Here is a 19,783-nt window from a genome sequence, read left to right as displayed (position 1 = left end):
ACAGTAGTCGACGCGTGGCCGGTTGCCCTAGGAGTCGATCAGGCCTGCAGGCCGGCCTCGATCTCGAGGGTGATGGTGATCTTGTCGCCGACGACCACGCCGCCGCCCTCGAGCGGCATCTCCAGGTCGACGCCGAAGTCCTTGCGGTTGATCACGGTCTTGGCCTCGAAGCCGGCCACCGGACCGTTGCCCATGCCGGCGTTGACGCCATTGAACTCGAGTTCGAGCTCGATCGACTTGGTCACGCCCTTGAGGGTGAAGTCACCGGTCAGCACGTAGTCGTCGCCATCGGGGCGCACGCCGGTGCTCACGAAGGTCGCGGTCGGGTACTTCTCGACGTCGAAGAAGTCGGCGCTGCGGACGTGGCCGTCGCGCTGGTCGTTGCCGGTGGTGATCGAATCGGTGGCGATCTCGGCGCTCACCGACGGGGTGCCGTCCTCGGCGACGGTGATGGCGCCGGAGAAGGTCTCGAACTTGCCGCGCACCTTGCTGACCATGAGGTGCTTGACGGCGAAGCCGACGGTCGAGTGGACGGGGTCGATGACCCAGGTGCCGGCTTGGATGGGGGCTGCGACTGCGGTAGCCATGGGAACTCCTTGGTTAGTGGTTTCGGGGTGTCCACCTAGCATAACCGGACCACGGTCCGGTTAATTCCCGAAGTTCCAGATTTTTTTCAGCCCGGGTCCCCGCCGGTGCTACCGCCACGCAAACAGCGGTTGTTCCAACTGGTGGACCCGGGTCGGGCGGTCCCGCAACACCACCTCGGCGAATTGGTAGATCAGCGCCGCAGTCGGGGCGTGGATGGTCCGGTCGACCATCGGCATCTGGATCACCGGGCGCGGGGACTGCGGAATCGTCAGGAACCGCGGCGTGCGCACCAGGTCGTCGAACGGGACGAAGAAACTCTGCGCGACCTCGGCCGGGTTCGGCACCAGCGGCGGATCGTCGTCGATCCAGCAGACCACCGGCGTGATGATGTAGCCCGACCGCGTCCGATAGTCGTCGAGGATCCCGAGCACGTCGGACTGCGCGGCAACAATCCCGGTCTCCTCGTGCAGCTCCCGCAGCGCGGCCTCCACGGCCGTCTCCCCCGCATCCAGGCGCCCGCCCGGCAGGGCGAACTGGTTCGGATGGTTGCGCATCGTCGCCGGCCGTCGCAGGATCCAAATCCCGTGGGTTCCCCCACGCGCGACGACGGTCAGGGCCACCGCCGATTCCCGCAGGTCGCCCGGGTTCTCGACCGGGCGACGCGACCAGTTGGCGAGTCGGTCGCGGGCTATCTCGCGCGAAACATCCACGTACCCAGGTCTAGCACCTGGACAGGTGTCTAGTGTGGAGGCATGTCGCAAACAGTCAAAGGTGTCATCGCCCGCTCCAAGAAAGCTCCGACGGAGGTCGTCGACGTCGTCATCCCCGATCCCGGACCGCGTGACGTCGTCGTCACGGTCCAGGCGTGCGGCGTCTGCCACACCGACCTGGCCTACCGCGAAGGCGGGATCAACGACGAGTACCCGTTCCTCCTCGGCCACGAGGCCGCCGGCGTCGTCGAGTCGGTCGGCTCCGACGTCAGCCACGTCGAGGTCGGCGATTTTGTCATCCTCAACTGGCGCGCCGTGTGCGGCGAGTGCCGCGCCTGTAAGCGCGGGTGCCCCTGGTACTGCTTCGACACGTTCAACGCCTCGGCGCCGATGACGCTGACCGACGGGACCGAACTTACCCCTGCGCTGGGGATCGGCGCCTTCGCCGAGAAGACCCTGGTCCACGAACTGCAGTGCACCAAGGTGAACCCGGAGACCGATCCGGCGGTCGCCGGACTCCTCGGCTGCGGGGTGATGGCCGGCCTGGGCGCGGCGATGAACACCGGCGGCGTCGGGCGCGGCGACTCGGTGGCCGTCATCGGCTGCGGCGGCGTCGGCGACGCCGCGGTCGCCGGGGCGAAACTGGCCGGCGCGACGACGATCATCGCCATCGACCGCGACGCCGCCAAGCTGGAGTGGGCCCGGGAACTCGGCGCCACCCACACCATCGACGGCTCGACCGTCGACGACGTGGTGACCGCCGTGCAGGACCTGACCGACGGCAACGGCGCCGACGTCGTCATCGACGCGGTCGGACGCCCGGAGACCTACCGCCAAGCCTTCTACGCCCGCGACCTCGCCGGCGTCGTCGTCCTGGTCGGCGTGCCGACGCCGGAGATGCAGCTGGAGATGCCGCTGGTGGACTTCTTCTCCCGCGGCGGCGCACTGAAGTCCTCGTGGTACGGCGACTGCCTGCCCGAACGCGACTTCCCGATGTTGATCGACCTCTACGAGCAGGGCCGCCTGCCGCTGGACAAGTTCGTCACCGAGCGGGTCGGCATCGAGGACGTGGAAGCCGCGTTCTCGGCCATGGAGGCCGGCAAGGTCCTGCGCTCGGTGGTGGTGCTGTCATGACCGCGCGGGTCGACCGCGTCGTCACGTCGGGCACCTTCAGCCTCGACGGCGGCACCTGGGACGTCGACAACAACATCTGGATCGTCGGCGACGACGCGGAGTGCGTCATCATCGACGCCGCCCACACCGCGGCACCGATCCTCGAGGCGGTGGGCGGGCGGACGGTCAAGGCGATCGTGTTGACCCACGGCCACAACGACCACGTCACCGTCGCCCCCGAACTGTCCGCCGCCACCGGCGCACCGATTCTGCTGCACCCCGGCGACGACATGCTGTGGGAGCAGACCCACCCCGACGTTGCGCACGAGGACCTCGCCGACGGGCAGGAGATCGAGGTCGGCGGGACGGTGCTGCGCGTGATCAACACCCCTGGCCACTCGCCCGGGTCGTCGGTCCTCTACGCACCCGGGCTGGGCGTGTTGTTCTCCGGCGACACCCTGTTCCACGGCGGGCCGGGCGCGACCGGACGCAGCTTCTCCAGCTTTGACGACATTATCGACTCGATCACCGAGAACCTCCTGTCGCTGCCGCCGGAGACCGTGGTGCACACCGGCCACGGCGACTCGACCACGATCGGCGACGAGGCCCCCCACCGCCAGGAATGGCTCGACCGGGGCCACTGACTGACAGAAACGGCCGAATCCGAGGGGGTCGAGGGCTATTAGCCCTCGACCCCCTGGTTTTTGGCCGCTTCTGTCAGCATTCGCAGCAATGCGGGTCGAGCACATCGCGAAGCGCCGCCAGGGCGTCGCGGCGGGCGATGTGGTGCACGGTCATGCCCCGTCGATCCGAGGCGATAAGCCCGGCGGTGCGGAGTTGCCCGAGATGGTGGCTGACCGTCGACTCGGCGAGGCCGACGATGGCCGCGAGCGCGCCCGTCGTCGGGTGCTGGTCGTTCTCGCACGTGAGGATCAGCGACAGCAGTCGGACGCGCATCGGGTCGGCCAGCGCTTTGAGCCGCAGGGCGACCTCGAGCGCGGCCACATCGTCGAGCGGCTGCGCCGCGACCGGCGAACAACACACCGGCGCGTTCATGTCGATGATCGGCAGCGTCTTGGGCATATGTAACCATGTCCCGCATCGAACTCACCATCAACGTCGTCGACGACGGCGAGCAGGCGACCACGGTCACCTGTTGCACCCCCGCCGAGGAGACGGCCGCCGCCGAGCAGGCCCGGGAGGCGTCGGCCGGCCAGTGCGGCTGCGCCTGCTGCTGACCCGCGAATCCGTCACCGAACCCTCAACCGGCGTTCATCGCCGCGCAACGCCGCGCTCGGCTGAGCGGCGCAGACTGGGAAACCAGCCCCGTCCCTGTTGAGAGGTTCCCGGCAATGTCGCCGAACTGGAAACGCGCCCTCCCCTTCCTGCCCGTCGCCGGGTTGGCCGCCTACGACCTGATCCAGAAGCGCCACGCGGTGCTGCGGAACTTCCCCGTCGTCGGCCATGCCCGCTACGCCTTGGAGGCGATCGGCCCGGAGCTGCGCCAATACATCGTGAGCGGCAATGACGAGGAGCGTCCGTTCAGCCGCAACCAGCGGCGGTGGATCTACGCGTCGTCCAAACTGCAGAACAACTATTTCGGCTTCGGCGCGGACAACGACACCGAGTTCACCCAGGGCTATCCGATCATCAAGCACCGAACCTTCTCCGACATTGCGCCGGCGACCCAGGTCAACCGCGGGAGCAAGGGTGACACCGTGCCGGCCGCCAAGATGCTCGGCGGGCATCGGGGCCGGCCCGGCGCGTTCCGACCGACCTCGGTCGTGAACGTCTCGGCGATGAGTTTCGGATCGCTGTCGGCGGCGGCGATCGAGGCCATCAACCGGGGCGCGGCGATGGCGGGCGCGATGCACAACACCGGCGAGGGCGGCATCTCCGAGCACCACCGCCACGGTGCCGACCTGGTCCTGCAGATCGGCACCTCATACTTCGGCTGCCGCGACGCACAGGGCCGTTTCGAGTTGGCCAGACTCAAGGACGTCGTGGCCTCCGGGCCGGTGAAGGCGATCGAGATCAAGTTGAGCCAGGGCGCCAAGCCAGGGTTGGGCGGACTGCTGCCGGGCGCGAAGGTCACCGAGGAAATCGCCCGCATCCGCGGAATCGAAGCCGGCCGGGACTGCGCCAGCCCGTCGCGCCACACCGAGTTCGACAGCACCGACTCGCTGTTGGACTGGGTCGAGCTGCTGGCCGCCGAAACCGGCGTCCCGGTGGGCATCAAGTCCGCCGTCGGCAACCTCGACTTCTGGACCGAACTCGTTGAACTGATGGACACCACCGATCGCGGCGTCGACTTCGTCACCGTCGACGGCGGCGAGGGCGGAACCGGCGCCGCACCGCTGATCTTCAGCGAGTCGGTCTCCCTGCCGTTCCGCCTCGGCTTCGCCCGCGTGTACGAGCAGTTCGCCCGGGCCGGCATCGCCGACCACGTCGTGTTCATCGGATCGGGCAAACTCGGCCTGCCCGACAACGCCGTCGTCGCCTTCGCGCTCGGCTGCGACATGGTCAACGTGGCCCGCGAAGTCATGATGTCGATCGGCTGCGTCCAGGCCCAGAAGTGCCACACCGACAAGTGCCCCACCGGAATCGCCACCCAGGACAAGTGGCTGGCGCACGGGCTCGACCCGCTGAGCAAGGCGGACCGCGCGGCGAACTACCTCCGCACCCTGCGCCGCGATCTGCTGAAGGTGTCCGAGGCATGCGGCGTCGCACATCCGGGGTTGATCACCACCGAGGACCTCGACATCCTCAACGGCCACGAGTCGGCCACGTCGCTGCGCCAGGTGTACGGCTACGAAGCGAAGTGGGGCCTCCCCAATGAGTTCGACGCCGCCGAGATCACCAGCATCATGAACGGTCCCTGTTGACACCCGAGAGAATCTAGAACACGTTCTAGTCGAGCGTGTTAGCGTCCGGACATGGGCTTCCTGAAGCAAGACGCACCGACGGTCGACGACTTCGCAGCGTGGAGTAAAGGCACCCGGGCCGAGAAGATCGTGCCCATGGCCCGACACTGGGCCGAGGTCGGTTTCGGCACCCCGGTCGTCCTGCACCTGTTCTACGCGCTGAAGATTCTCGCCTATGCCGCCGTCGCATTGCTGATCGTGCTCGCCACGCCGGGGATCGGCGGGCTCGGCGAGATCGACCAGTGGTGGACCGAGCCGATCGTCTTCGAGAAGATCGTGCTGTTCACGATGCTGTTCGAGGTGATCGGCCTCGGCTGCGGTTTCGGGCCGCTCAACAACCGGTTCTTCCCGCCGATGGGATCGATCCTCTACTGGCTGCGGCCGGGCACCATCCGGCTGCCACCGTGGCCCGGTCGGGTACCGGGTACGCGCGGCACCACCCGCACCGTCGTGGACGTCGCGCTGTACGCGGCGCTGCTGGGGATACTCGTCGTGGCACTCTGCACCGGCGGCACCGGGCCGATCCCCGCCCTCGACAGCACCGTCGGGGTGTTGCCCGTCTGGCAGGTGGGTGCGGTCGTCGGGCTGCTCGCCGTCTGCGGGCTGCGCGACAAGTCGATCTTCCTCGGCGCCCGCGGCGAGGTATACGGCTCGCTGGCCATCGCCTTCCTGTTGTCCGGCGCAGACATCGTCATCGCCGGCAAGCTCGTCTTCCTGATGATCTGGATCGGCGCCGCGGTGTCGAAGCTCAACCGGCACTTCCCCTTCGTGATCTCGACGATGATGTCGAACAACCCGGTGCTGCGCCCGAAGTGGCTCAAGCGCAAATTCTTCGCCCACTTCCCCGACGACCTGCGACCGAGCCGGATGTCGCGCCTGGTCGCCCACGTCGCGACGGCCATCGAGCTGTGCGTGCCGATCGTCCTGTTCGTCAGCGGCGGCGGGTGGCCCACCGCCGTGGCCGCGACCATCATGGTGGCGTTCCACCTCGGCATCCTGGCGTCGATCCCGATGGGCGTCCCACTGGAGTGGAACGTCTTCATGATTGTCGGGGTGTTGGTCCTGTTCGTCGGCCACGCCGACATCGGGCTGGGTGAGTTGACCAGCGCCTGGCCGCTGGTGCTGTTCGCGGTCTTGGCCAGCGTCGTCGTCATCGGCAACGTCGCCCCGCGCAAGGTCTCCTTCCTGCCCGGGATGCGCTACTACGCGGGTAATTGGGACACCTCGCTGTGGTGCCTCAAACCCTCGGCGTCGGCGAAGATCGACGAGAACGTCGTCGCCATCGCCGCGATGCCGGCGGCCCAGATGGAGCGCTACTACGGGAGCCCCGAGACTGCGGCGCTGTACCTATACATGGGTTATGCGTTCCGTTCGTTCAACACCCACGGCCGGGCGATGTTCACCCTCGCCCACCGCGCGATGGCCGGCCAGGACGAAGCGGACTTCGTCCTCACGGATGGCGAGCGCATCACCAACACGGCCATCGGGTGGAACTTCGGCGACGGCCACATGTGCAACGAACAGCTCATCGCCGCACTACAGCAACGATGCGGATTCGAACCCGGCGAGGTCCGGGTGGTGCTGATCGACGGCCAACCGATCCAGACACAGACCCAGCGCTACCGACTCGTCGACGCCGCGACCGGCGAGTTCGAGCACGGCTACGTCCGGGTCGCGGACATGGTGTCGGCCCAGCCGTGGGACGACGACATCCCGGTCCAGGTCAGCCCTTGACCAGACCGCCGTCGACGATGAGGTTCTGACCCGTCACACCGCGGGCCCACGGCGAGGCGAAGAACAGCGTCGCGTCGGCGAGCTGTTCGGGCGTCGTGACCGCGCGCAGCGGGGTGGCCGCGCCGATGGCGTCGAAGACCGCTTCGGGTGTCGCCGCCGAGGCGTCGGTGGTGCGCAGCAGGCCGCCGGACACCATGTTGACGGTGATGCCCGATGGACCCAGGTCGTCGGCAAAGGTCCGCGTCAGCGACAGCAGGGCGGCCTTCGCCGCGGTGTAGTCGTGGTACGGGACCACCGGGTGCTGGAAGAGGTTGGTGCCGACGTTGATGATCCGCCCGAACCCGGCCTCGGCCATCCCGGCGCGCGCGGCCTGGATGAGGTTCAGCGGCCCCTCGATCGAACCCTCGAACTGCGCGGCGAAGTCGCCATAACCGATCTCGTCGGCCTTGGCCCGGGCGTCGCCGTTGAAGGCGAAGTCGACCAGCGCGTTGTTGACGACGGTCGTCACCGGAGACCCGAAATGAGAGGCCGCGGTGGCGACGAGCGCCTCCACGGCGGCCCGATCGCGGACGTCGGCCTGTAGGGCGATCACCCGGTCGTCGTACTCGGCGGCCAGCGCCTCGGCAGCCTCCTGCGACGAGTGGAAGTCGACGACGACACGCGCCCCCTGCCCGGCGAAGGCGCGCGAGATCGCCGCGCCCAGGCCGCGTGCGCCACCGGTGACGACGACGATCTGCTCGTCGAGGGGAAGTGCGGGTCGAGTCATGGTGGGGCCTTTCGGGTTGCGACAGGGGCCGCCCCATCCCACCACCGGATCGGTTCTCGCACAAGCGCTCGAAGGGTGGGTGAGCCCGAAAGAAGAATGAAGACCCGCCGACTGGCGGGTCTTCCATGATGGTGGCCAGGGCCGGGATCGAACCGGCGACCTTCCGCTTTTCAGGCGGACGCTCGTACCAACTGAGCTACCTGGCCAGACGGTGCCGGTTGATACCGAAACCTAAAGCGACCCTGACGGGACTTGAACCCGCGACCTCCGCCGTGACAGGGCGGCGCGCTAACCAACTGCGCCACAGGGCCTTGTGCTTGAAGCTCACACTTCATGCGTACCCCCTACGGGATTCGAACCCGCGCTACCGCCTTGAAAGGGCGGCGTCCTAGGCCGCTAGACGAAGGGGGCCGGTGTTCTCCGTGGGGAGCCGGATCAGCTTATGTCAGACGATCCGACAAACACAAATCGGCAGGTCTGTGCCACCGTAGAGGCATGACAGTGGCACGCCTGCGCCCCTTCGGGGAGACCATCTTCGCCGAGATGTCAGCCCTCGCGACCAGGCACGATGCGATCAATCTCGGGCAAGGCTTCCCCGACGCCGACGGACCGCCCTCGATGTTGTCCGCGGCCCAGCACGCGATCGCGCAGGGCCGCAACCAGTACCCGCCCGGCCTCGGTGTCCCGGAGCTGCGCGAGGCGGTCGCCGCGCACCAGGCCGACCACTACGGGCTCGACTACGACCCGGCCACCGAGATCCTGGTCACCGTCGGCGCCACCGAGGCCATCGCCGGCGCCGTCGTCGGGCTCGTCGAACCGGACGACGAGGTGGTGCTCATCGAGCCGTACTACGACGCCTACGCCGCCAGCGTGGCGATGGCGGGCGCGCACCGGCGGACCGTGCCGATGGTCGCCGAGGGCGACGGTTTCCGGATCGACCTCGACGCCCTCGCCGCCGCCTTCGGCCCGAAGACGGCCGCCGTGGTCGTCAATTCGCCACACAACCCCACCGGGACGGTCTTCACCGACGAGGAGCTGGCCGCCATCGCCGAGCTGTGCCTGGCCCACGACGCCATCGCCATCTCCGACGAGGTCTACGAGCACCTGCTGTTCGACGGCCGCCCGCACCGTTCCATCGCCGCCCTGCCCGGAATGCGGGACCGCACCCTGCGGATCTCCAGCGCCGCCAAGACGTTCAACTGCACCGGGTGGAAGGTCGGTTGGGTGTCGGGACCGGCCGATCTGGTGGCGGGCGCCCGCGCGGCCAAGCAGTTCATGTCCTACGTCGGCAGCGGCCCGTTCCAACCGGCGGTGGCGCATGCGCTGCGCACCGAGATGAACTGGGTGGCCGCGTCGGCGGCAGCGCTGCAGGACAAGCGCGACCTGCTCGTCGTGGCGCTGACCACCGCGGGCCTGCGCGTTCACCGCAGCGAGGCCACCTACTTCGTGTGCGCCGACCCGCGGCCGATCGGGTACGACGACGCGGCCGCCCTGTGCCGCGAGATGCCGGCACGCATCGGCGTGGCCGCGGTGCCGGTCAGCGCCTTCGTCGACGACCAGCAGTCGTGGGGCCACCTGGTGCGCTTCGCCTTCGCCAAACACGACGAGGCGCTACACCAGGCGGCGGCCGCCCTCCAGCGACTCGCCTGACGGCTCGATCCGTCGGCTACCGCTCGTCGCAGGAACTGCCCGTACAGCCGGGCCCGCCGCCCGGAGCGATCGCAGTGGACTTCCCGGCGTGGGCGACACCACCGACGATGGAGAACGCGCCCTTGTTCGTCTCGCAGGTCACGCTCGCCCCCTCGGCGGCGGTGCAGGTGATCCCGACGACCGAGATCGCCTGGTGGGGGTAGAGCCGCTTCGCGCCCGGGTAGGCGTCGCCGTCGGACGTCGTGCGCTTGACGCCACGGCTGCCGATCTCGATGGCGGTGAACTTCTTCGACGCCCCCGACCCGTCTGCGGCAGGGATCTTCGCCGCGCAGCGCACCACGTAGGAGCGCCCGGCCGGGTAAATGCCGCACAGGTTCTTCGCCGACGACGAGTAGCGCCAACGGAAGTTGCCGTGCCCGCCGGGGGTCGCGAATTTGCCCGGGCTGATGGTGGTGGCGTCGGGGGCCGCCGACGCCGCTCCGGCTGCGCCGGTGACGACCAATGCCGAGGCCACCAGGCCGACGACGACGACCAAGACCGACCACAGGGAAAGAAGGGGCTGATGCTTCATAGTCGGTTGAGCGTACGCGCCCACCCCGGGCACGACCACTTTCCCAGCTGATATGTAGGCCCCTCCTGTCAAGTGGCATGGTGAGGCGCCCGTCCTGATTCGTCGGGGCGGGCGCCTCGTACTTCACGGAGAACGGTCTTGGTGAGCGTGTCGTTGGCGACGCGCGGTCAGACTGATATGCGCGGGTTGGTTACCGCAGGACGGTGATTTTCGGCAGGAGCGGTTCCGCGTATCTAGGGACGATTCAGCTATGAGCAGCCCAGTTCTCGGCGAAGCGACCGGGGGTGTGGTGCGCGCACCCGTCCAGATACGCAATAGCGGTGCCCGCCACAATCCGCTGCCCGACGTGGTCGCGCTGGTGCCACCGACACCACCTGCGCACGCCGGGTGGCACGGAGGCCACACCGACCGCCCTGACCTGGTCCGATACGCAAAGAACCGCCCGTTGCCAGGCGGTTCAGCGTGCCCCCTCTCGGGCTCGAACCGAGGACCTGCGGATTAAAAGTCCGTAGCTCTACCAACTGAGCTAAAGGGGCGGGCACCACCGGAGGACCGGCGGCAACAGGTTCGTAGTGTACCCAACGACCGGACGGCCCCCCGGCAGTGGAGGTCGGGAAAATTCCGGGTCCCCGGCTGCGCATGTGCCATGCTCTACCCGTGTTCGAGATTGACCGCCCCAAACTGGAAGGGTCCGTCGCCGTCGGCGACGGGCGTCGGCTGGGATTCGCCCAGTTCGGAAAACTCACCGCGCGACCGTTCTTCTGGCTGCACGGCACCCCCGGCGCGCGGCGCCAGATCCCGCCCGAGGCGCGGCAACTCGCCGTCGAGAACGAGTTGTGCATTATCGGCCTGGACCGTCCCGGGGTGGGCTCGTCGACCGCCTACCGCTACGCGAACGTCCTGGAATTCTCCGGCGACCTGCTCTCGCTGGCCAATGCGCTCGACATCGAGGAGTTCGGCGTCATCGGCCTGTCCGGCGGCGGCCCCTACAGCCTGGCCACCGCGTATGCGGCCCCCGACCGCGTCAAGGCCGTCGGTGTCATGGGCGGCGTCGCGCCGACGGTGGGCCCCGAGGCGATCGGCGGCGGCGCCGTCGAACTCGCCAAGTTGACCGCGCCGCTGCTGCAGGTGGCCGGCGCCCCGATCGGCAAGGTCCTCAGCTCGCTGCTCTCGGTGGCCCGGCCGGTCGCGGAGCCGGCCATCAACCTCTACGGACGGCTCTCGCCCCAGGGCGACCGAGAACTGTTGGCGCGGCCGGAGTTTCGCGCCATGTTCCTCGACGACCTGCTGCACGGCGGGTCGCGGCGGATGGAGGCGCCCTTCGCCGACGCGATCGTCTTCGCCCGCGACTGGGGGTTCCGGGTCGCCGACATCACCACGCCGGTCCGTTGGTGGCACGGCGACAAGGACCACATCATCCCCTACGCGCACGGCGAGCACATGGTGTCGCTGCTGCCCAACGCCAAGCTCTTCGAGATGCCCGACGAGTCCCATCTGGGCGGACTGGGATTCGCGCAGACGATCCTCGCCGAGTTGAACGCCGCCTGGGACGGCCAGGAATAGGGGACGGCCAGGAATAGCGGCCACCCCGGCGGTCAGACGCCGGGTGCGGTGGCGGCCAACCCGGCCGCCAGCCCCAGCGCGACGGCCATCACCGCCACCTCGACGGCCGCGCGACGCAACGACTCGTCGGCCCGGGCGCGGTGGCTCTGGGCCCGCGGCACCCATCGCCGCCGGTGCACCGCGGCAAGACCGATCAGCGCGACCAGCGCCGCGGCTTTGGCGAGCACAACGCGGCCGTATCCGGTGTCCCACAACACCGATACCCCGGCACCGTCTCCCAGCCCCAGGTTCACCACCGCGGCGACCACACCGGTGACCGCCAAGACCACCACCGCCCAGAGCGCGAAATCGGAGTAGCGCGGCAGCGCCGTCGCCCACCCGGCCCGACCGCGTACCGTGACGGCGAGCGCGGCCAGGGCGCCGCACCACCAGGCCGCGGCGAGGGCGTGTGCTCCCACGACGACCGGCCCCAGCGCGTGCACGGTGGCGTGTCCACTGATCGCCACCGCGGTCAGACCCACCGCGGCCGCCCCCGCGACCGCGAGGACCGGGGAAACGATCCGCTCGCCGAGCCGCCCCAGCGCCCACACGAGGACGGCTCCCGCGCAGGCCACCGCGATGGCATCGGCGGGGCGGCCGGACCAGGCGTCGGCGAAGTCGCCCACGGTGACCCGCCACGGCGAAGCCCCGGTGCGCTCGGCGGTGTCGAGCCACACCGTCGCGATCCCGGCCGCGAGCCAGACTGCCGCGGCACCGCCGATCAAGCGGACCGACGGCGACGCACCCAACCACTCAAGCGTCCCCAGACCGACCAACAGCACCGACGCCCCCAGGGCGGCGGTGCGCACCCACACCGCCGCGCCCGGCCCCGCCGCGCCCGCGAGGACGACGGCGACGCCGGCACCGACGACTAGGCAGACCACCGCGGTCAGCGCCGCGACCCGCCGGAGCGGGTCAGTGTCGACGGGTTTTGCCACCCGAACCGCCCCGGGTGAACCAGGCGACCACCCCGCCGGCGGCAAAGAGGATCACCACAGCGATGAGCAGGAAGGGCCACACCGGCGAACCGCCGGACGACTCGCCGACCGTCTCGCCGGGGGTCCCGGTGCCGGCCACGGTCAACCGGAAGGTACGCTGCGCGGTCACCGGATGCCCGTCGGCCGAGGTGACGCGGAAGTTCACCTTGTAAACCCCGACCGGGCCGAGTGGGCGCAGCGGGACACGCAGGACCCGGCCCGTCACCGTCGGCTCGCCGGAATGCCAGAAGTGCTGATCCGGTCCGACGACGCTGGCCGTCGCATACTCGCCCTGCAGCGGCTCGTTGAAGGTGATCTCCACCGTCTTCGGCGCGACGGCCACCGCTGCCCCGTCGGCCGGCACCGACGAGACGACCCGGGAATGCGCCGATGCCGCACCGGCACCCAGGACCGGCGCCGCCAACGCGACGACGACGGCGAGCGCGGCCGCTATCCGGTTGGGGCTCAACCTGTTACGCATCTGTCTTCTCCTTCGTGGGTGCTTCTCGGCGGCTGCGCACCGACGCCCCGCCGATACCGATGCCCGCGATTCCCGCGAGCAGGCCGAGGCTGCCCAGCCAGCGCGCGGTGTGGTCCGAGGTCGCTGCCGACTGCGCCGCGGCCACCGTGATCGTCGGCGCCGGGTGCTCCGGTTCCTGGCCGTCGGCACCGGCCCGCTGGTCCCACGCCACCGACGACCCGTCGGAGTAGCGCTGAACCGCCGGGAGCACCACGTCGCCGGTGAACGGTCCGCCCGCGACGTTGAACTCGGTGAACTCGCCGACCGGGATGCCGGGCGTGCCCGGCTGGGCGGTCCAGCGGATCTCGGTGACGGCGCCGTCGGCGTTCTTGGCGACGTGGGCGGCCCAGCCGTCTTTGTGTTCGGGCAGCAGGTGTTTGACCGCCGGGAAGGTGACCCGCAGTTCCGTCGTGGCGGCGGTGTCGGATTCATTGGGCACCATGAAGGTGACGACACCGAATCCGTTCGCCTCCATGCCGGCGGTACGGGCGACGACGTGGGCCTGCGCGGTGGCGGCACCCAGGATCGGGGCGAGGGCGAGTCCGGCGGCTGCGGACACGGCGAGGACGGTTCGGGTGAGTCGGGAAGGGTTGTTTCGCATAGCTGTTGGTTCTCCGGAAAGTCGAATGGGTACACCCGCCCGGTCGTGCCGATGGCACCGTCGCCGGACGGATGGGATGGATGGCGGACTATCCGAAGAGCGGTGGTGCGCGCGGCGAGGCACCGGCCCCGACGACCGCGGTGGCCGGTCGGGCCACCACGGCGCCGATGTGGAGTTCGGCGGCGATCGGCGCCGCCGGCAACGAGGTGAGCACCGCGATCACGGCGGTGACCAGGGCGTAGCACCGGGCGACCAGCACCAGCAGCACCGCACTGGCCGGGACGGCCACCAGGTGCCAGGCCAGCATCGGGCCCGAGTCGTATGCGTGTCCGGACGCCCCGTCGCCGATCCCGGCGGCGAGGTGGCCGGCCGCCTGTCCGACGGTGAGCACCGCCAGGGTGCGCGGCATGGAAATCCCGCCCGACGGGCCGCCGACGACGAGGGCCAGCAACCCACCGAGTCCGAGACACGCGGCGAACGCCGCCGCCTGCGGCATCATCCCGGTCGCCGTCGCGTGCGCCGTCAACGCCAACGCCGGCACCGCCACCGCGACACCGGTCCGCAGGGCGGGCAGGCCGGGATGCGGAGCAGACATGGTCCAAGCATCCCACACGGGTGCACCGGTCCCCGACTACGCTCGTGGCGTGAGCGCCAAACGCACCGCGAGGGCCAAAACCAGCGCCAAGGCCCAAGACTCGGCCGCCGACCACGGCTTCGTCCGGGTCAGCGCCGCCGTGCCCGTCGTGTCGCTGGCCGACCCGCAGGCCAACGCCCGGCGGACCGTCGACCTGCTGACCGCCGCCGCCGACGACGGCGCAGCCGTGATCGCCTTCCCCGAACTCGGCCTCACCGGGTACAGCGTCGACGACCTGGTCCAGCAGGACGCGCTGCTCGATGCCGCGCTCACCGGCCTCGACACCGTGCGCGCGGCCACCACCGGGCGCAGCGCCCTGGTCTGCGTCGGCGTGCCGCTGCGCATCGGCGACGGCCTCTACAACACTGCGGTGGTCCTGCACGACGGCGACATTCTCGGGGTCGTGCCCAAGTCCTACCTGCCCAACTACCGCGAGTTCTACGAGCAACGGCTGTTCGCCGCGGCCCGCGATGCCCCGGTCGAGGAGGCGACCGTCCTGGGCCGGGAGGTCCCCTTCGGCCCCGACCTGCTGTTCGAGGCGCGCGACGTACCCGGCCTGGTGCTGCACGTCGAGGTCTGCGAGGACGGGTGGGTGCCCATCCCGCCGTCGACGTGGGCCGCACTCGCCGGCGCGACCGTGCTGGTGAACCTGTCCGGCTCCCCGGTCACCGTCGGCAAAGAGGCCTACCGCCGCGAGCTGTCAACCTCGACGTCGGCGCGCAACGTCGCCGCCCACGTCTACGTCGCCTCCGGCTTCGGCGAGTCGACCACCGATCTCGCCTGGGACGGCGACGCCCTGATCACCGAGAACGGCACACTGCTGGCCCGCACCACCGCCTTCGCCACCGAGGATCAGACGATCACCGCCGACGTCGACCTGGACCGGCTGCGCCAGGAACGGGCCCGCATGATCAGCCTGCGCGACCAGGTCGGCGACTACGCCGAACACCTGCGCGGGTTGCGCCGCATCCCGGTCACCGTCGGCCCCCGCCACGACCGCGGCCCGCTGCGCCGCACCGTGCCCCGGTTCCCGTTCGTCCCGGTGCCCGGATCCGACCTCGACGCGCGCTGCCGCGAGGTGGGCAACATCCAGGTGCAGGGCCTCACCCAGCGCCTGCGGTCGAGCGGGATCGAGAACATCGTCATCGGGGTGTCCGGGGGGCTGGACTCCACGCTGGCGCTGCTCGTCGCCGTCGACGCCGTCGACCGCCTCGGCCTGCCGCGCACCAACATCCGCGCCTACACGATGCCGGGGTTCGCCACCGGCGACGCCACCCTGGGCCGGGCGTTGACGCTGATGGAGTCACTCGGGGTCACCGGCGCCGAGATCGACATCCGGCCCGCCTGCCGGCAGATGCTCGCCGACATCGACCACCCTGCTGCCGACGGCGAACAGGTCTACGACACGACCTTCGAGAACGTGCAGGCCGGCCAGCGCACGTCGTTGCTGTTCCGGCTGGCCAACGAGCACAACGCGCTGGTGTTGGGCACCGGCGATCTGTCCGAGCTGGCGCTGGGCTGGTGTACCTACGGCGTCGGCGACCAGATGTCGCACTACAACGTCAACGGTTCGGTCCCCAAGACGCTGATCCGCCACCTCATCACCTGGATGATCACCGGCAACCACTACGACGCGAAGACCGCCGCCGTTCTGCGCGAGGTCGTCGACGACGTCATCTCCCCGGAACTGGTGCCCCCCGGTGAGGATGGCGCCATCCAGAGCACCGAGGACACCGTCGGGCCCTACGAGCTCCACGACTTCTTCCTCTACTACCTGACCCGTTACGGCTACCGGCCGCGCAAGATCGCCTTCCTCGCCCGCCAGGCCTGGTCGGAGTCCTACGACGACGCAACGATCAGCAAGTGGCTGACCGTCTTCCTGAAACGGTTCATGGCCAACCAGTTCAAACGGTCGGCGATGCCCAACGGACCCAAGGTCGGATCCGGCGGGTCGCTGTCCCCGCGCGGCGACTGGCGCTCGCCCTCGGATGCCTCGATTGCGGCGTGGCTGCAGGATCTGGACTGATCGGCTCGTCGACCGCGGGGAGTCAGATCGGCAGGTCGTTGGCCACCGTGAGGAACTCCGAGCGCGACCCCGGTTTGTTGTCGGAATGGGCGATGCCGATGACGACCAGGGACAATTTCGGATCGTCGAACTTCAGGTAGCCCTCGTTCGTCGAACCCAACCAGAAACCGGAGCCGTGGTTCCAGCGCAACGCTTGCGAATCACGGATGACCTTGCTCATGTAGCCGTCAACGGCATCTTTCGACGTGAACCACATCGTGTGCAGCGAGAGCACCATGTCCGCCGCACAGATCAACCGGTATCGCATGCCGAGCGACCCGGCGCCGTGCTCGGACGGCCCCAATTCGTTCCTACCCGGGCGGATCTGCCAGTTGCAGCGCAGGCCCCGCCATTGTGCTTCGGTTTTGGGCGCCGGGGGCAGCAGCTTGGGGAAGAGTGCGACCAGGGGGGCACCGACCCCCCACCCCTCGCCCGCCTCGGTGGTGCGGGGTTCGCTCAGCGCCGACGATACGCCGCGCGCGATCGCCTGCACCCGATAGGTCTGCCGGCCCTTCGTGACGGTCACGTCGGTGCCGTGGGGCTCGGCACCCGCGTAGACAACCTCGTCGCCACGCAGCAACAGGTAACGGTCGGCGCCCGTGACCGATTGCCATTTCGCACTGACGTTGCCGACCCCGACGGTCAGTTCGAGTCCGGTCGGCGCGGCCGGCGCCGAGCCGCCCGGCGACAGAAAGCGGACACCGCCATAGGCGACGAGCGCCGTCACGAGTGCGGCGGCGAGGAGGGCGACGGTCCGCCAGGAGAACCGGGGCTTCACATCGGCAACCTTCCCGCCATCCGCACGGCGTCGTCGGCGGTGCCCGTGGCGACGCATATCTCGATAGCCGTCAGCGCGCGCTTGGGCATGTCGAATTCGATTCCGGCGCACTGTTTCTGGTTCATCGCATACTTGTAGACCTGACCGCGGTTGCCCTGCGCGGACGTGAAAGGACGCGCCGGCGCACCCATGAAGATCCGCCTCTTCGCATCGGCGAACCCCGCCGGATCCTGGGGAAAACCGTAGATGGTGAAGGAATAGACGACAGTCCGATCATCCATCTTCTGGCACGTGATGGTCTGTTGCGACGTGGTGTCGAAGAAGATCGACGCGTTCGCCCAGCAACCGACTTGATCAAAGCCGTTGCTGCTCAAGGGGGAGGCCGGTACGAGGTCCGGGTAGAGATCGGCGATCCACTGCGCCTGGCGCCAACTCGCGAACACCGTCGTCGGGGCGGACTTCAGCGAGAAGCGCGATCCGGCGGCCTCCCGGCTGCGCGCCGCGACCGAGTACTGGTAGACGCCCGGTAGCGGCAGCGGGTCGTTGAAGGTGGTGGCCGGACCCGCGTACACCTCGGTGTCGTTGCGCTTGACCACGTATTCGGTCGCGCCCTCGATCGGCTGCCAACTCACCTCGACCGCATACTTCGTGACGGTGGTGTCGGGCCGGTCCGGGCTGGCCAGCATCCCCGCCGAGTTCTGCACCCAACCGACCAAGCCGCCGACGAGCGCCGCGACCGACACCACGGCGGCCACGACTGCGGCGCGGCGCGCGGTGGACGGTCGGCGGGGCGGTGCCGTCAGTCCGTTCGGGGTCGGCAGTCCGTGCGGGGTCGGCGGGCCGGGCGGGGGCCAGCTCGGCGGCGGCACCGCGCCCGGTGGTGGCGACATCATCGGGGGCAGTGACCGCGGGGACACGGGGCCGACCTGCTGCGGCGGCGGCGGAATCGGCGATCCGATCAGCGTCCGGGCCGCGTCGGTTGCCGCGTCAGTGGTCATGGCGGCCACCAGCGCCCGCGCGAAGTCGCCGGCGGAGCGATAGCGCTGGGCGGGATCCTTCGCCATCGCCGTGGCCAGCACCAGGTCCACCTCAGGTGGCAGGCCGCGGTTGCGCTCGTGGGCCGACGGCACCGGGGCGAACAGGTGGGCGGACATGACACCGCTGATGCTGTCGGCGGTGTACGGCGGTGCGCCAGTCAGCAGTTCAAAGGTCGTGGCGGCGAGGGAGTACACGTCGCTGCGGGCGTCGACGGCGCCGGCGTTGATCTGCTCCGGCGAGGAATACCGCATCGTCCCGACCGTGAGGCCGGTCCCGGTCAGCCCGCCGCCGTCTTCGATGGCGCGGGCGATACCGAAGTCGCCGAGCTTGATCGCGCCGGCGTCGCCCGGGGTGAGCAGGATGTTGGCCGGTTTGACGTCGCGATGGGTCAGTCCGTGCCGGTGGGCCGCGTCGAGCCCGGCGGCAACGCCGGTGACGATCGCGATGACCTGGTCGCGGTCCAGGCCGCCGGGATGCCCGGCCAACAGTTGGGCCGCGTCGGTCCCGGGCACCCACTCCATGGCGATCCACAGCGAATCACCGATTTCGCCGCGGTCGTACACGCGCACGATGTTGGGATGGGCGATGGGGGCGATCAGGTCGGCCTCGCGCTCGAACCGGGTGCGCACGGCGTCGTCCGCGAGATGCGCCGCGCGCAGGACCTTGACCGCATCCGTGCGCGGCAGACGGGGATGTTGGGCCCGATAGACCTCGCCCATCCCGCCCGCGCCGAGAACGCTGACCACGCGGTAACCCGCGATGTCATCGCCCACCTGGTACACGTCGATCCCCCTCACGCCCGGTCCGACTCTCCTCCGGGTCCCAGAGCCATTGTCCGATACGATGCAGCAATGGCGCCAACCAGCCCGGACCCACGGTTCACCGCGGAGGAGCTCGACGAGGCCTTCGCCGGCTTCCAGGCCACCGTCGCCGAGGTCGCCCAGACCCGCGACTGGGACAAGTGGGCCGACCAGTTCACCGTCGACGCCGACTACGTCGAACATGCCATGGGCATCATGAAGGGCCGCGAAGAAATCCGCCGGTGGGTCACCAAGACGATGCACGCGTTTCCCGGCAGCCACATGACCGGCTACCCGTCGCTGTGGCACGTCGTGGACCCGTCGACGTCGCGCGTGATCTGCGAAATCGACAACCCGATGCGCGACCCCGGCGACGGTTCGGTCATCACCGCGACCAACATCACGATCCTCACCTACGCCGGCGACGGCCTGTGGAGTAAAGAAGAAGACGTCTACAACCCGCTCCTGTTCGGCCAGGCGGCGATGAAATGGTGCCGAAAGGCCGCTGAACTCGGCACCATCGACGAGCCCGCGCAACAGTGGATGGACACCGTCGGGCCCATGTTCGACCGCCGCTGACCCGTCGAATTTCATCGAGTGACCCACACCTCTGGTGACTTGGGCCGATGCTGGTCGTAACGTACGCTGGACCGTGAACGTTTGAAGTACACGTCCGGGCCGGTGCTCGGGCGACCCCAAATGCATTCGGAGG

Annotated in this window: 20 protein-coding genes and 4 tRNA genes; 9 read left to right on the top strand and 15 right to left on the bottom strand. The window is 69.4% G+C overall.

What is annotated here, in order from left to right; genetic code table 11:
* Positions 1-38: 38 nt before the first annotated feature.
* Both nbrcactino_RS04675 and nbrcactino_RS04670 read right to left on the bottom strand, forming a co-directional pair.
* Positions 39-587, bottom strand: coding sequence for a YceI family protein (locus nbrcactino_RS04675; protein ID WP_161926307.1), 549 nt, complete (start codon positions 585-587; stop codon positions 39-41).
* A gap of 108 nt (positions 588-695) precedes the next feature.
* Positions 696-1,298 carry an NUDIX hydrolase gene (locus tag nbrcactino_RS04670; RefSeq protein ID WP_161926306.1) on the bottom strand — a complete coding sequence of 201 codons (603 nt, stop codon included), beginning with the start codon at positions 1,296-1,298 and terminating at the stop codon, positions 696-698.
* A 42-nt stretch (positions 1,299-1,340) separates the two neighbouring features.
* Between nbrcactino_RS04670 and nbrcactino_RS04665 the strand changes: the two genes are divergently transcribed.
* The gene (locus nbrcactino_RS04665) at positions 1,341-2,432 is read left to right on the top strand and encodes an S-(hydroxymethyl)mycothiol dehydrogenase (protein ID WP_161926305.1); all 1,092 of its coding nucleotides are present in this window, start codon (positions 1,341-1,343) and stop codon (positions 2,430-2,432) included.
* Complete coding sequence (locus nbrcactino_RS04660) at positions 2,429-3,055, top strand: MBL fold metallo-hydrolase (protein WP_161926304.1); 627 nt, start codon at positions 2,429-2,431, stop codon at positions 3,053-3,055. The genes nbrcactino_RS04665 and nbrcactino_RS04660 overlap by 4 nt, the downstream gene beginning before the upstream one ends.
* Positions 3,056-3,128: 73 nt before the next feature.
* On the opposite strand, the gene nbrcactino_RS04655 is transcribed toward nbrcactino_RS04660, so the two are convergent.
* A complete protein-coding gene (locus nbrcactino_RS04655) occupies positions 3,129-3,494 on the bottom strand; it encodes an Rv2640c family ArsR-like transcriptional regulator (protein ID WP_161926303.1) in 366 nt (121 codons plus the stop codon).
* Between the two features lie 8 nt (positions 3,495-3,502).
* On the opposite strand from nbrcactino_RS04655, the gene nbrcactino_RS04650 reads away from it, so the two are divergent.
* The 3 genes from nbrcactino_RS04650 (at position 3,503) to nbrcactino_RS04640 (ending at position 7,069) form a co-directional block, all read left to right on the top strand.
* A complete protein-coding gene (locus nbrcactino_RS04650; RefSeq protein ID WP_161926302.1) occupies positions 3,503-3,649 on the top strand; it encodes a hypothetical protein in 147 nt (48 codons plus the stop codon).
* 114 nt (positions 3,650-3,763) lie between these two features.
* The gene (locus nbrcactino_RS04645) at positions 3,764-5,296 is read left to right on the top strand and encodes an FMN-binding glutamate synthase family protein (protein ID WP_161926301.1); all 1,533 of its coding nucleotides are present in this window, start codon (positions 3,764-3,766) and stop codon (positions 5,294-5,296) included.
* Between the two features lie 51 nt (positions 5,297-5,347).
* Positions 5,348-7,069 carry a DUF3556 domain-containing protein gene (locus nbrcactino_RS04640; RefSeq protein WP_161926300.1) on the top strand — a complete coding sequence of 574 codons (1,722 nt, stop codon included), beginning with the start codon at positions 5,348-5,350 and terminating at the stop codon, positions 7,067-7,069.
* Here the strand turns inward: nbrcactino_RS04640 and nbrcactino_RS04635 are convergent.
* The 4 genes from nbrcactino_RS04635 to nbrcactino_RS04620 all read right to left on the bottom strand — a co-directional run bounded on the left by nbrcactino_RS04635 (position 7,059) and on the right by nbrcactino_RS04620 (position 8,246).
* Positions 7,059-7,835, bottom strand: a complete 777-nt coding sequence (locus nbrcactino_RS04635; RefSeq protein ID WP_161926299.1) for a 3-oxoacyl-ACP reductase — start codon at positions 7,833-7,835, stop codon at positions 7,059-7,061. The genes nbrcactino_RS04640 and nbrcactino_RS04635 overlap by 11 nt on opposite strands.
* A gap of 129 nt (positions 7,836-7,964) precedes the next feature.
* Positions 7,965-8,041: transfer RNA gene (locus tag nbrcactino_RS04630), tRNA-Phe, on the bottom strand.
* 31 nt (positions 8,042-8,072) lie between these two features.
* A tRNA-Asp gene (locus nbrcactino_RS04625) sits at positions 8,073-8,146 on the bottom strand.
* Between the two features lie 27 nt (positions 8,147-8,173).
* A tRNA-Glu gene (locus nbrcactino_RS04620) sits at positions 8,174-8,246 on the bottom strand.
* An 84-nt stretch (positions 8,247-8,330) separates the two neighbouring features.
* Here nbrcactino_RS04620 and nbrcactino_RS04615 point away from each other — a divergent pair.
* On the top strand, positions 8,331-9,485 hold the full coding sequence (locus nbrcactino_RS04615) for a pyridoxal phosphate-dependent aminotransferase (protein ID WP_161926298.1): 1,155 nt from the start codon (positions 8,331-8,333) through the stop codon (positions 9,483-9,485).
* 16 nt (positions 9,486-9,501) lie between these two features.
* Here nbrcactino_RS04615 and nbrcactino_RS04610 read toward each other — a convergent pair whose 3' ends face one another.
* Together nbrcactino_RS04610 and nbrcactino_RS04605 are read right to left on the bottom strand one after the other, a co-directional pair.
* Positions 9,502-10,056, bottom strand: coding sequence for a hypothetical protein (locus nbrcactino_RS04610; protein ID WP_161926297.1), 555 nt, complete (start codon positions 10,054-10,056; stop codon positions 9,502-9,504).
* Positions 10,057-10,519: 463 nt separating this feature from the next.
* A tRNA-Lys gene (locus nbrcactino_RS04605) sits at positions 10,520-10,592 on the bottom strand.
* 121 nt (positions 10,593-10,713) lie between these two features.
* On the opposite strand from nbrcactino_RS04605, the gene nbrcactino_RS04600 reads away from it, so the two are divergent.
* Positions 10,714-11,619 carry an alpha/beta fold hydrolase gene (locus tag nbrcactino_RS04600; RefSeq protein ID WP_161926296.1) on the top strand — a complete coding sequence of 302 codons (906 nt, stop codon included), beginning with the start codon at positions 10,714-10,716 and terminating at the stop codon, positions 11,617-11,619.
* A gap of 32 nt (positions 11,620-11,651) precedes the next feature.
* Here nbrcactino_RS04600 and nbrcactino_RS04595 read toward each other — a convergent pair whose 3' ends face one another.
* The 4 genes from nbrcactino_RS04595 to nbrcactino_RS04580 all read right to left on the bottom strand — a co-directional run bounded on the left by nbrcactino_RS04595 (position 11,652) and on the right by nbrcactino_RS04580 (position 14,351).
* On the bottom strand, positions 11,652-12,596 hold the full coding sequence (locus nbrcactino_RS04595) for a CopD family protein (RefSeq protein ID WP_228460676.1): 945 nt from the start codon (positions 12,594-12,596) through the stop codon (positions 11,652-11,654).
* Complete coding sequence (locus tag nbrcactino_RS04590) at positions 12,574-13,116, bottom strand: copper resistance CopC family protein (RefSeq protein WP_161926295.1); 543 nt, start codon at positions 13,114-13,116, stop codon at positions 12,574-12,576. Before nbrcactino_RS04590 ends, nbrcactino_RS04595 begins: the two co-directional genes overlap by 23 nt.
* Positions 13,109-13,714: a YcnI family copper-binding membrane protein gene (locus nbrcactino_RS04585; RefSeq protein ID WP_228460675.1), complete on the bottom strand. Its 606-nt coding sequence runs from the start codon at positions 13,712-13,714 to the stop codon at positions 13,109-13,111. The genes nbrcactino_RS04590 and nbrcactino_RS04585 overlap by 8 nt, the downstream gene beginning before the upstream one ends.
* Positions 13,715-13,844: 130 nt before the next feature.
* Entirely contained in the window at positions 13,845-14,351 is a 507-nt protein-coding gene (locus nbrcactino_RS04580) for a hypothetical protein (protein ID WP_161926293.1), read from the bottom strand.
* 49 nt (positions 14,352-14,400) lie between these two features.
* Between nbrcactino_RS04580 and nbrcactino_RS04575 the strand changes: the two genes are divergently transcribed.
* Positions 14,401-16,416 carry an NAD(+) synthase gene (locus nbrcactino_RS04575; protein WP_228460674.1) on the top strand — a complete coding sequence of 672 codons (2,016 nt, stop codon included), beginning with the start codon at positions 14,401-14,403 and terminating at the stop codon, positions 16,414-16,416.
* Positions 16,417-16,438: 22 nt separating this feature from the next.
* Here the strand turns inward: nbrcactino_RS04575 and nbrcactino_RS04570 are convergent, their stop codons facing one another.
* Positions 16,439-17,233: a fibronectin type III domain-containing protein gene (locus nbrcactino_RS04570; RefSeq protein WP_161926291.1), complete on the bottom strand. Its 795-nt coding sequence runs from the start codon at positions 17,231-17,233 to the stop codon at positions 16,439-16,441.
* Positions 17,230-19,068 carry a serine/threonine-protein kinase gene (locus nbrcactino_RS04565; RefSeq protein WP_228460673.1) on the bottom strand — a complete coding sequence of 613 codons (1,839 nt, stop codon included), beginning with the start codon at positions 19,066-19,068 and terminating at the stop codon, positions 17,230-17,232. The genes nbrcactino_RS04570 and nbrcactino_RS04565 overlap by 4 nt, the downstream gene beginning before the upstream one ends.
* A 54-nt stretch (positions 19,069-19,122) precedes the next feature.
* Here nbrcactino_RS04565 and nbrcactino_RS04560 point away from each other — a divergent pair, with 54 nt between their 5' ends.
* Entirely contained in the window at positions 19,123-19,650 is a 528-nt protein-coding gene (locus nbrcactino_RS04560; protein WP_161926290.1) for a nuclear transport factor 2 family protein, read from the top strand.
* The last annotated feature ends 133 nt before the right edge of the window (positions 19,651-19,783 follow it).

This window comes from Gordonia crocea, assembly GCF_009932435.1.
GTDB classification, from domain to species: Bacteria; Actinomycetota; Actinomycetes; order Mycobacteriales; family Mycobacteriaceae; genus Gordonia; species Gordonia crocea.
The sequence above is the reverse complement of the archived record's forward strand: the minus strand, read 5'-3'. Positions and strand labels throughout refer to the sequence as shown.